The sequence below is a fragment of the Streptomyces sp. NPDC031418 genome (assembly GCF_055581605.1).
In genome coordinates this window covers 297,021-308,240 of sequence record NZ_JBVIJC010000004.1, presented here as the reverse complement: position 1 = coordinate 308,240, position 11,220 = coordinate 297,021, and the positions used below count along the sequence as shown (strand labels likewise).

7 protein-coding genes are annotated in these 11,220 nt (G+C 72.6%); 3 read left to right on the top strand and 4 right to left on the bottom strand.

Features of this window, described 5'->3' with window-relative positions; all coding sequences use genetic code 11:
- Positions 1-127: 127 nt before the first annotated feature.
- From ACZ5CZ_RS07340 to ACZ5CZ_RS07330, 3 genes are all read right to left on the bottom strand, one after another.
- Entirely contained in the window at positions 128-919 is a 792-nt protein-coding gene (locus ACZ5CZ_RS07340) for a S1 family peptidase (RefSeq protein WP_385840785.1), read from the bottom strand.
- A 207-nt stretch (positions 920-1,126) separates the two neighbouring features.
- Positions 1,127-3,946 (bottom strand): ATP-binding protein, encoded by a 2,820-nt coding sequence (locus ACZ5CZ_RS07335; protein ID WP_468940017.1) that lies wholly within the window; start codon positions 3,944-3,946, stop codon positions 1,127-1,129.
- Between the two features lie 158 nt (positions 3,947-4,104).
- Positions 4,105-4,935, bottom strand: a complete 831-nt coding sequence (locus tag ACZ5CZ_RS07330; protein WP_385840787.1) for a helix-turn-helix transcriptional regulator — start codon at positions 4,933-4,935, stop codon at positions 4,105-4,107.
- A 118-nt stretch (positions 4,936-5,053) separates the two neighbouring features.
- Between ACZ5CZ_RS07330 and ACZ5CZ_RS07325 the strand changes: the two genes are divergently transcribed.
- Both ACZ5CZ_RS07325 and ACZ5CZ_RS07320 read left to right on the top strand, forming a co-directional pair.
- Positions 5,054-6,727 carry an AMP-binding protein gene (locus ACZ5CZ_RS07325; RefSeq protein WP_385840788.1) on the top strand — a complete coding sequence of 558 codons (1,674 nt, stop codon included), beginning with the start codon at positions 5,054-5,056 and terminating at the stop codon, positions 6,725-6,727.
- Positions 6,724-8,316: an AMP-binding protein gene (locus tag ACZ5CZ_RS07320; RefSeq protein ID WP_468940012.1), complete on the top strand. Its 1,593-nt coding sequence runs from the start codon at positions 6,724-6,726 to the stop codon at positions 8,314-8,316. The genes ACZ5CZ_RS07325 and ACZ5CZ_RS07320 overlap by 4 nt, the downstream gene beginning before the upstream one ends.
- A gap of 33 nt (positions 8,317-8,349) precedes the next feature.
- On the opposite strand, the gene ACZ5CZ_RS07315 is transcribed toward ACZ5CZ_RS07320, so the two are convergent.
- A complete protein-coding gene (locus tag ACZ5CZ_RS07315; protein ID WP_468940009.1) occupies positions 8,350-9,072 on the bottom strand; it encodes a hypothetical protein in 723 nt (240 codons plus the stop codon).
- Between the two features lie 265 nt (positions 9,073-9,337).
- Between ACZ5CZ_RS07315 and gcl the strand changes: the two genes are divergently transcribed.
- Positions 9,338-11,125, top strand: a complete 1,788-nt coding sequence (gene gcl, locus ACZ5CZ_RS07310) for a glyoxylate carboligase (protein ID WP_468940006.1) — start codon at positions 9,338-9,340, stop codon at positions 11,123-11,125.
- Positions 11,126-11,220: the final 95 nt, after the last annotated feature.

Sequence of the window (11,220 nt, the reverse complement as noted above, 5' to 3'; positions counted from 1 at the left end):
GTAAGCAAACCCGAGCGTGGAGCGGGGGGGGGGGGGGGGGGGCTTCCCCCCCCCCCCCCCCCCCCCCCCCCCCCCCCCCCCCCCTGGCATCTACCTGAGGGTGTGGCTCAGGTGTCCTTCTTCCGGGTCACGAGTGGACCTGCGCGGTCACGAGGTCCGAGAAGGTGGTCAGCCGGGTGTAGACACCCGGGTAACCCGCCTCCGCGCACCCCTCGCCCCAGGAAGTGATCCCTGCCAGGACGCCCCCGATGAGCAGGGGACCGCCGCTGTCGCCCTGGCAGGTGTCTACGCCGCCGGAGGAGTATCCGGCGCACACCATGTCGGACTGGACGAAGTCCGAACCGTAGGAGGAACGGCAGCTGGAGTCGGCCACGATCGGCACGGTCGCGGTCCGCAGCTGGTTGGAGGAGCTGCCGTTCTCCGAGGTGGTGCCCCAGCCGAGGATCCGGGCCGTGGTGCCGGCCGCGTACACACTCGTCTGGGACGAGGAGACGTACGACACCGGGGTGTACGGCATCGACGTCGACAGGGTCAGGACGGCCACGTCGTTGCCGTTGGTGGCGTCCGTGTAGTCCGGGTTGACCCAGATCTTGCTGACCCTGCTCACCGTGCCGTCGGTGCCGTTCAGATAGGTACGGCCGCCGACCACACGGACACTGCTGGGGGACTCGCCGGCCATGCAGTGCGCGGCGGTCACCACCTTGGTGGCGGACACCAGGGTGCCGCCGCAGAACTGGTTCCCGGAGGCGTCCGTGATCTGCATGACGAACGGATACGCCGCGGTGGTGGTGGTCGTACCGCCGACGATGGGCTGAGGGGCGGCACTCGCCGTGGGGGAGGCGAGCAGCGCGGTCGCCGCGGCGGCGGCCGTCGCCACCAGGGTCGCGGCGGTCTTTCTGGCACGTGTGAGCCCGAACATGAGTCTCCTCAGTGGGGGTTGCACCGGTGGGGGTTCGCGCGGGTGTGGGGGTTGTACACGGGGGTCGCGGGACCGACCCCCGTATGCCCGGGCGAGCGGCACGCCCCTTACGCTAGGACCCGGCACCCTTGGCTCCCAATGAGGGAACCCCCTAGGGGGTTGGGTGAGGGAAAACCCTCGGTCCGGTTCAGTTAACAAGGGCTCCGCTCAGGGCGCGCGCCGACCCGCCGCCAATCGGACGATGTCGACCCGCGATCGGATCCCCAGCTTGCGGTAGACCCGGGTCAGGGTCGCCTCCACCGTCTTCACACTGATGAACAGCCGCGCGGCGATCTCCCGGTTGGTGGCGCCCTCCATGACCAGCGCCGCGACCTGGCGCTCCATCGCGGCCAGCACCGCCAGTGCGTCCAGCGGGCCCGGCGCGGCCGGTACCGGCTCCGGCTCCGGCTCGGGGGCGCTCAGCGCCTCGTCCACCTGGCGCAGCCAGGGCAGCGCCCGGCAGCGGCGGAACATCCGGGTGGCCTCGTCGTACCCGGCAGGACCGGTGCGCCGGCCGCGCAGCCGGGCCAGCGCGAACGCGGCGCGGGCCTCCTCCAGGCCGTAGCCGAGCTTGCCGAGCCGGTCCTGAGCGGAGGTCAGCTGGGCGACGGCGGCCTCCGTGTCGCCCTGTGCGGCGCGCACCAGGGCCTCGGCGCGGTCGAGCACGGCGAGGACACTCTCCCGGCCGAGCCGCAGCGCGTGCTCCCGGCTCGCGTCGATGACGTCCTGCGCCTCCGCGGGTTCACCGATCCGGACCAGCGCCTCCGCCAGATCGCCCTGCCAGCGGCCGCGCGCCGGGTCGGTGATGCCGAGGCCCAGCTCCAGCCGGCGCACCCGGCGCAGCGAGCGCACGGTGCCCGCCGGATCCCCGGCGACCAGCTGGGCGTACCCGAGCGCGCCCAGGGCCCGCGAGAGGTACATCTGGTCGCCGTCCCCCTCGGCGTGCGCCACCGCCTCCCGGGCCAGGACCAGCGCCCGGTCCACATCGCCGCCGGACGCCTCCGCCAGCGAGGTCAGCATCGCCGAGGCGGTCTCCCCGATCCCGGAGTCCCGGGCCAGCCGCAGACTCTCCCGGGCCAGCTCCAGGGCGCGCCCGCAGTGCCCGGCACGCAGCTCGGTCTCGGCGAGCCCGCGCAGGAAGTGCACCTCGCTCTCCACCGAGCCGCGCCGCCGTACCTCGCGCAGCAGCGCGGTGACCGTCGCCCGGGCCTCGGTCAGCTGGTCGCTCATGACCAGCCAGCGGAACCGGGCGCTGCCCGCGCCGTTGTGGTGCCAGGCGACCCGTGGGTCCTGGGGCTCCGTCAGGGCGCGTCTGATGGTGCGGGGCGCGTCCGGGTGGCCCATCAGGGTCTCGGTCTGGGCCTGGAAGGCGAGCGACAGCAGTTCGGTGCGCCGGTCGCCGCCGCGCGCCGCCAGCGCGGCGGCGTGCGCGGCGGCCTGCCGGGCCTCGGTGAAGTCGCCGGCCACGATCAGCGCCCGCCAGGCCAGCTGGTAGTGGACCAGGGCGAGCAGCCGCGGGTCGTCGCCGGCGTCGGCGAGCGCCTGCGGGAAGACCGCGTCGACCTCGGCCATGGTGTGCCCGGCGCTGTCGATGACGATCATCCAGGCGCGCACCCGGTCGGCGGGCACCGCCGTCCGGCTCAACACCTCCCGGGCGATGTCCCGGGCCAGGTCCAGCTCGCCGGCGGTGATCGCGTCCTCGGCGGCCTGGAGCCGGCGCTCGGCCTGGCCGGGCGCGGCGTCGGCGGGGGTGTGCCGGGCGGCGAGCAGCCCCAGCTGGGCGGCGACCGACGGGGCCCCGCGGTCCCGGGCGAGGGCGGCGGCCTCGGCGAGCCGGGCGGCGGCCTCGGGGTCGGCGCCGGTGGCCGCCAGCGCCAGGTGCCGGGCGCGTTCGATCGGGTCGGAGGCGGCGGTGGACAGCGCCGTGTGCACGGCCCGGCGCTCATGGGCCGGGGCCTCCGCGTACAGCGCGGCGGAGATCAGGGGGTGCGCGAACCGTACGGCGGGGGCGTCGGGCTCGGTGGCCAGCAGCCCGAGTTCGGCGGCCTGGGCGCACTCCGCCTCGGCGTTCTCCCGGCCGGCCGCGTGCAGCAGGGCCATGGTGGGGCGGGCGCCGGCGCTGGCCACCAGCAGGGTGCGGCGGGCCTCGACGGAGAGCATGTCCAGCCGGCTGAGCACCAGGGCGCGCAGGCTGGTGGGCACGGGCAGCGGCTCGCCCGGCCGGGGCGGGGTGGGCCGTTCGGCGAGGGCGCGGCCGAGTTCCAGCGCGAACAGCGGGTTGCCGCCGCTGGTGCGGTGGATCTCGCGGACCGTGGAGCGGGGCAGCCCGCCGTGGCCGCGGTGGTCCAGCAGCCGGGCCACCTGGGCGTGGGACAGTGGGCCCAGCCGGACCCCGAGGGTGTCCGGCGGGCAGGCGCGCAGATGACGGTCGTACTCCTGGTTCTCCTGGCCCTCGGTGCGTACCGCGCACAGCAGTTGCACCGGGGTGCCGCCGAGTCGCCGGGCGGCGAAGCCGAGCAGTTCGGCGCTGGCCGGGTCCAGCCACTGGAGGTCGTCGGCGACGACCAGCACCGGGCCCGCGGTGGCGAGCGCCCGCAGCGCGGAGAGGACCGCGAGGCGCAGCGCGAGGCCGTCGCGCTGGAGGCTGGACTCACCGCGGCCGGTGAGCGCCGACTCCAGGGCGGTGCGCTGGGCGGCGGGCAGCCGCGGCGACACCTCGTCGAGGACCAGGCCGAGCAGGTCGGCCAGGGCCAGGAAGGGAAGGTGGGATTCGGACTCCGTGGCCGAGCAGCGCAAGACGGTGTGCGCGGTCGCGGCGTATTCCTCGGTCAAGGCCCGCAGAATGGTCGATTTCCCTATTCCGGCCGGGCCGTGGAGCAGCACACTGCCGCCGGAGGCGAGCTGCGCACGGGCGCCCGCGAACAGCTCTTCGCGGCCGATGACCAGGTCGGAGCGGCACCTGGCAGGCTCCTGGAAGTCCCGTCGCACTTCACCGCTCCCCTCGTGTGTCGTGTTCGGGCCAAATTCTAGGCAACGATCCCTGAAATTCGGACGGAAGCCGTGGTGAGGGAAATAACAACCGGTCAGGCATAGGGAAATTCAAAGCGTCTCTGCATGAATGAAAGCGTTTCCCCAGGAGTCGGCGGCTAGGGCAGCAGTCCCGCCCGCCGGGCCGCGGTCACCGCCTCCCCCCGGGTGTGCGCGCCCAGCTTCCGCATCGCCGAGCGCAGATATCCCTTGACCGTCTCCGTACCCAGACCGAGCCGCTCGGCCACCGCCGCGTTGGTCGCCCCGGCCGCCACCCAGGTCAGCACGTCCAGCTCGCGGGGCGCAAGGCTCGGCGCACCGGCCGGCCGCGGCGCCGCCAGCAGCCCGCAGGCGGCCAGCAGTTCCGCCCGCAGCTCCGGGTCGGCTATCCGGGGCGCCAGCGCCCGCAGCGCCGCGTGCGCCTCCCGCACCTGCTCCAGGGCGGCGGCGTGCGCCGGACCGCCGGCCCCCGGCCGGGCCGCCGTCAGCAGCGCCTCCGCCTCGTCCCGCACCACCAGCGCCTGCTCCACGTCCCGCGCCGCCGCCACCGCCGCGTCCAGCGCCCGGTCGCCGAGCGGCCGGGCCGAGCGCAGCGCGCCGTACAGCACCCCGCGCACCCGGCGCCGCACCACGACCGGCACCGCGACCACCGAGCGGATGCCCTCGGCCGCCACCTTGGCGTCGTACTCATGGCTGATCTGCCGGGAGCTGGGGTAGTCGGTCACCGCGCACGGCCGGGCCAGCGCCACCGCCTTGCCGCCCAGCCCGCTGCCGGAGATCACCGCGAGCGAGCGCAGCGCGGCCGTGGTGGTGCCACTCAGCTCGCTGATCCGGATCTGCGGCCGGCCCGGCTCCACCAGCCCGCCGAAGGCGACCGGAAGCCCCGTGGCCCGCCGCAGCCGGGCCAGCGCACCGCCTATCTCCACTGCCCCCGCCGCGTCTGCCGTCACCTGTGTCGCTCCTTCGGCTTCCCACACCCCCGTTCGGGGGTAGTGAGACCTGCATCACGGATTAGACGATGCCAGAGAGCCGCCCGGCAATGGTCCGGAAGAGCAAGGAGAATCACGCATGAGCACGGCGACCGAGTCGTTCCGCACCGCCAGGGACTTCCTCCTGACGCACAGAGAGGACTACGCCACCGCCTACCAGGGCTTCACCTGGCCCCGGCTCGGGCACTTCAACTGGGCGCTGGACTGGTTCGACGCGATCGCCGCCGGGAACGACCGGACCGCGCTGCACCTCGTCGAGGAGGACGGCACCGAGACCCGGCTCTCCTTCGCCGAGCTGTCCGAGCGCTCCAACCGGGTCGCCCGGTGGCTGCGCGAGCAGGGCGTCGCCGCCGAGGACCGCATCCTGGTCATGCTCGGCAACCAGGCCGAGCTGTGGGAGACCGCGCTGGCCGCGATGAAGCTGCGCGCCGTGGTCATCCCGGCCACGCCGCTGCTCGGCCCCGCCGACCTGCGCGACCGGGTGGACCGGGGCCGGGTGAAGCATGTGATCGTACGGACGGAGGACACCGCCAAGTTCGCCGAGGTGCCCGGCGGTTACACCCGGATCGCGGTCGGCGGCTCCCCCGAGTACGGCTGGCAGCCGTACGAGGACGCCTACACCGCCCCGGCCGACTTCCTCCCCGACGGCCCCACCCTGGCCGACGACCCGCTGATGCTCTACTTCACCTCCGGTACGACCGCCCGCCCCAAGCTGGTCGAGCACACCCACACCTCGTACCCGGTCGGGCACCTGTCCACCATGTACTGGATCGGCCTGAAGCCGGGTGACGTACACCTGAACATCTCCTCGCCCGGCTGGGCCAAGCACGCCTGGTCCAACCTGTTCGCGCCGTGGAACGCGGAGGCGACCGTCTTCGTCTTCAACTACACACGGTTCGACGCGACCCGCCTGATGGCCGAGATGGACCGGGCCGGTGTCACCACCTTCTGCGCCCCGCCGACCGTCTGGCGCATGCTCATCCAGGCCGACCTCGGCCAGCTGCGCACCCCGCCCCGCGAGGCGGTGGCGGCCGGCGAACCGCTCAACCCCGAGGTGATCGAACAGGTCCGGCGCGGCTGGGGGGTGACGATCCGGGACGGCTTCGGGCAGACCGAGACCGCCGTGCAGGTCTCCAACAGCCCCGGCCAGGTGCTGAAGACCGGCTCCATGGGCCGCCCGAGCCCCGGCTTCCGCGTCGAACTCCTCGACCCGGTCTCCGGCGCCCCCGGCGCCACCGAGGGCGAACTGGCCCTCGACCTCTCCGAGCGCCCGGTCGGCCTGATGGCCGGCTACCACGGCGACCCGGACCGTACGACGGAGGCGATGGCGGGCGGCTACTACCGCACCGGCGACATCGCCTCCCGCGACGAGGACGGCTATCTGACCTACGTCGGCCGCGCGGACGACGTCTTCAAGGCCTCCGACTACAAGATCAGCCCCTTCGAGCTGGAGAGCGCCCTGCTGGAGCACCCGGCGGTGGCGGAGGCGGCCGTCGTGCCCGCGCCGGACGAGCTGCGCCTCGCCGTGCCGAAGGCGTACGTCGTGCTCGCCGAGGGCTGGCAGCCCGGCGCCGACACCGCCAAGGTCCTCTTCGAGCACTCCCGCGAGGTGCTCGCGCCCTACAAGCGCATCCGGCGGCTGGAGTTCGGCGCGCTGCCCAAGACCGTCTCCGGCAAGATCCGCCGGATCGAGCTGCGCGAGGCCACGGCCGCGGGCTCGGCGCACGAGTACCGCGAGGAGGACTTCCGGTGACCACTCCGCTGTCGTACACGCATGGCACCGGCAGCACCGCCCTGCTGGGAGACACCATCGGGGCCAACCTCGACCGGGCGGTGGAGAGATGGCCGGACCGCGAGGCGCTGGTCGAGGTGGCCACGGGACGGCGCTGGACCTACGCGCGGTTCGGCGCCGACGTGGACGAGCTGGCGCGGGCGCTGCTCGCCTCCGGGATCGCCAAGGGCGACCGGGTGGGCATCTGGGCGGTCAACTGCGCCGAGTGGGTCCTGGTCCAGTACGCCACCGCCCGCATCGGCGCGATCATGGTGAACATCAACCCGGCCTACCGCACCCACGAGGTCGAGTACGTCCTGAACCAGGCGGGGATCTCCCTGCTGTTCGCCTCGCTCAGCCACAAGACCAGCGACTACCGGGCGATGGTCGACGAGGTCCGGGGCCGCTGCCCGCAGCTGCGCGAGGTCGTCTACATCGGTGACCCGAGCTGGCCGGCGCTGCTCGCGCGGGCCACGCCGGAGGCCCGCTACCCGGAGCTGTCCTGCGACGACCCCATCAACATCCAGTACACCTCGGGCACCACCGGCTTCCCCAAGGGCGCCACCCTCTCCCACCACAACATCCTCAACAACGGCTATTTCGTGGGGGAGTTGATCGCCTACACCGAGCAGGACCGGGTCTGTCTCCCGGTCCCCTTCTACCACTGCTTCGGCATGGTGATGGGAAACCTCGCGGCCACCTCGCACGGCGCCTGCATCGTCGTCCCGGCCCCGTCCTTCGACCCGAAGGCCACCCTGGAGGCGGTGCAGCGGGAGCGCTGTACGTCCCTGTACGGCGTCCCCACCATGTTCATCGCCGAACTGAACCTCCCCGACTTCGCCTCGTACGACCTCTCCTCGCTGCGCACCGGGATCATGGCGGGCTCGCCCTGCCCGGTGGAGGTGATGAAGCGGGTGGTCGCCGAGATGCACATGGAGCAGGTCTCCATCTGCTACGGCATGACCGAGACCTCGCCGGTGTCGTTGCAGACCCGGATCGAGGACGACCTGGAACACCGCACCGCCACCGTCGGCCGGGTGCTGCCGCACCTGGAGGTCAAGATCGTCGACCCGGCGACCGGGGTGACCCAGCCCCGTGGCACCGCGGGGGAGCTGTGCACCCGCGGCTACAGCGTGATGCTCGGCTACTGGGACGAGCCCGGGAAGACCGCCGAGGCGATCGACGCGGGCCGCTGGATGCACACCGGGGACCTCGCGACGATGCGCGAGAACGGCTATGTGGAGATCGTCGGCCGGATCAAGGACATGATCATCCGGGGCGGCGAGAACATCTACCCGCGCGAGATCGAGGAGTTCCTCTACGCCCATCCGAAGATCAGGGACGTCCAGGTCGTCGGCGTACCGGACGAGAAGTACGGCGAGGAGGTGCTCGCCTGTGTCATCCCGCAGGACGCGGCCGACCCGCTCACCCTGGAGGAGCTGCACGCCTTCTGCCGGGGCCGGCTCGCCCACTACAAGATCCCCAGCCGGCTGCGGATCCTCGACTCCTTCCCGATGACGGTGTCCGGGAAGGTGCGCAAGGTGGAGCTGCGCGAGACCTACCGGGACTGAGCCCGGCGCGACGGGACGAGGGACGGGTGCCGCTCAGCGGTGTCCGTCCCTCGTGCGCGTCTGCGGCTCCGGCGCGCCCTCGGTGTGCAGCGCCTCGGCCGGGTCGTTCACCGGCTGCGGCACACCCGCGAGGTCCAGGACGAACAGCGGTATCCCGAGGCCGCCCGCGCGGGCCCGCGCGGCGTCGGTGTAGCCGGCCAGGGAGAAGTACACACAGCCCGCGGACTCGGTCATCGCGGTCAGCCACAGGCACTCCACGTCCCGGGGCGCGGCGGGCCGTACGGTCGGGTCCACCTGGGCGAGCAGTCCGCGGGCGGCGAGCCCGATGCCGTGCGGCGGCCGCTGGTCGGCGCGGCGGATGTCCCGGTAGCCGAGCCAGCGCAGATAGAGCGCGGCGGTGGTGACCGCGTCCCGGGCGGTCCGCACGGGCCGGGGCTGGAAGGGGGGCCGGGGCGCGGGGCGCTCCGGTTCCGGGGGCGGGGCGGGGGGCGCGGCCGCACCGGCGACCGGGATGCGCAGCACCGTGCCGCACGGGCAGCCCAGCTCCGGGTGCGGCCACTGGCCCGGGTGCCCGCAGGCCGCGCACGGCACGGTGAGCCACTCGTCGTCCCACGCGCGGTGCTCGGCCACGGCCGGCTGCCCCGCGGGGTCCAGGCGGGGGGCGGTGGGGGCGCCGCAGACACACGGATAGGACGGCGCGGCGTAGAGGTGCTCGCGCCGGCAGACCGGGCAGCGCACCGGTACGCACTCGGGCATGGCCCACCCACTCCCACGGCGGCACAGGGACGCTCCCATCGTCCTCCTGCCGCACCCCTGTTGTCCGCCACTTCCCTTGTCCTGCGGGCCCCCCGGCGGTGGAACGCCCTTGACGGCGTCCGCCCACGCCTCCTACATTGCTTCCAGATAGTAGAAATTACTTTCCGCATCATGAAAGAGATGCGGAAGTGGTCGACTCTGGAGACTGTGCTCACCGCGGGGCGCGACGGGAGTACGCATCCGACAGCCGAAGCAGGAGTACTCGATGGCCCGTATGACCGCTGCCCGCGCGGCAGTTGAGATCCTCAAGCGCGAGGGCGTCACCGACGCCTTCGGTGTGCCGGGCGCGGCGATCAACCCGTTCTACAAGGCCCTCAAGGAGGGCGGCGGCATCAACCACACCCTCGCCCGCCATGTCGAGGGTGCCTCGCACATGGCCGAGGGCTACACCCGCACCACGCCGGGCAACATCGGCGTCTGCATCGGTACCTCCGGCCCGGCCGGCACCGACATGATCACCGGCCTGTACTCGGCCATCGGTGACTCCATCCCGATCCTGTGCATCACGGGCCAGGCGCCCACCAGCGTGATCCACAAGGAGGACTTCCAGGCCGTCGACATCGCGTCGATCGCCAAGCCGGTCACGAAGATGGCGGTCACGGTCCTGGAGGCCGCCCAGGTCCCGGGCGTCTTCCAGCAGGCCTTCCACCTGATGCGCTCCGGCCGTCCCGGCCCGGTCCTCATCGACCTGCCGATCGACGTCCAGCTCACCGAGATCGAGTTCGACCCGGAGACGTACGCGCCGCTGCCGGTCTACAAGCCGGCCGCGACCCGCGCCCAGATCGAGAAGGCGATCACCTTTCTTCTGGAGTCGGAGCGCCCGGTCATCGTGGCCGGCGGTGGCGTCATCGGCGCCGACGCGGCCGACCTCCTGGTCGAGTTCGCCGAGCTGACCCAGACCCCGGTCATCCCGACCCTGATGGGCTGGGGCGCGCTGCCCGACGACCACGAGCTGAACGCCGGCATGGTCGGTGTCCAGACCTCGCACCGCTACGGCAACGCCACCTTCCTGGAGTCGGACTGCGTCCTCGGCATCGGCAACCGCTGGGCCAACCGGCACACCGGCTACAAGCTCGACGTGTACCGCGGCGAGCGGAAGTTCGTGCACGTCGACATCGAGCCCACCCAGATCGGCAAGATCTTCCCGCCGGACTACGGGGTCGTCTCCGACGCCAAGGCCGCGCTGGAGCTGTTCATCGAGGTCGCGAAGGAACTGAAGGCCGCGGGCAAACTCCCCGACCGCTCCGCGTGGGTGGCCTCCACCCAGGAGCGCAAGGCGACGCTGCTGCGCCGTACCCACTTCGACAACGTGCCGATGAAGCCGCAGCGCGTGTACGAGGAGATGAACAAGGCCTTCGGCCCGGACACCCGGTACGTCACCACCATCGGCCTCTCCCAGATCGCCGGCGCGCAGATGCTGCACGTGTACAAGCCGCGCCACTGGATCAACTGCGGCCAGGCCGGCCCGCTGGGCTGGACCATCCCGGCCGCGATCGGCGTCGCCAAGGCCGACCCGGAGGCCCCGGTGGTCGCCCTCTCCGGCGACTACGACTTCCAGTTCATGATCGAGGAGCTGGCGGTCGCCGCCCAGCACAAGATCCCGTACGTCCATGTGCTGGTGAACAACGCCTACCTGGGCCTGATCCGCCAGGCGCAGATCGGCCTGGACATCAACTTCCAGGTCAACCTGGAGTTTGAGAACATCAACACGCCCGAGATCGGCGTCTACGGCGTGGACCACGTCAAGGTCGCCGAGGGCCTGGGCTGCAAGGCGATCCGGGTCACCGAGCCGGAGCAGCTGGGCGCGGCCTTCGAGCAGGCGAAGAAGCTGGCCGCCGAGTACCGGGTGCCGGTCGTCGTCGAGGCGATCCTGGAGCGCATCACCAACATCTCCATGAGCAGGACCATGGACATCAGTGACATCTCCGAGTTCGAGGACCTGGCCACCGAGCCCGGTCACGCGCCGACGTCGATCAAGCCGCTGAAGGTCTGACGCCACGCGGTACCACCGAGGAGGGGGGGGGGGGGGGGGGGGGGGGGGGGGGGGGTGGGTGGGGGGGGTGGGGGGGGGGGGGGGGTACAGATCTT

Bases quoted from the DNA above. Each gene is read 5' to 3' on its own strand.
- ACZ5CZ_RS07315 (WP_468940009.1), bottom strand. From the start codon at position 9,072: ATGCCCGAGTGCGTACCGGTGCGCTGCCCGGTCTGCCGGCGCGAGCAC.
- gcl (WP_468940006.1), top strand. From the start codon at position 9,338: ATGGCCCGTATGACCGCTGCCCGCGCGGCAGTTGAGATCCTCAAGCGC.
- ACZ5CZ_RS07340 (WP_385840785.1), bottom strand. From the start codon at position 919: ATGTTCGGGCTCACACGTGCCAGAAAGACCGCCGCGACCCTGGTGGCG.
- ACZ5CZ_RS07325 (WP_385840788.1), top strand. From the start codon at position 5,054: ATGAGCACGGCGACCGAGTCGTTCCGCACCGCCAGGGACTTCCTCCTG.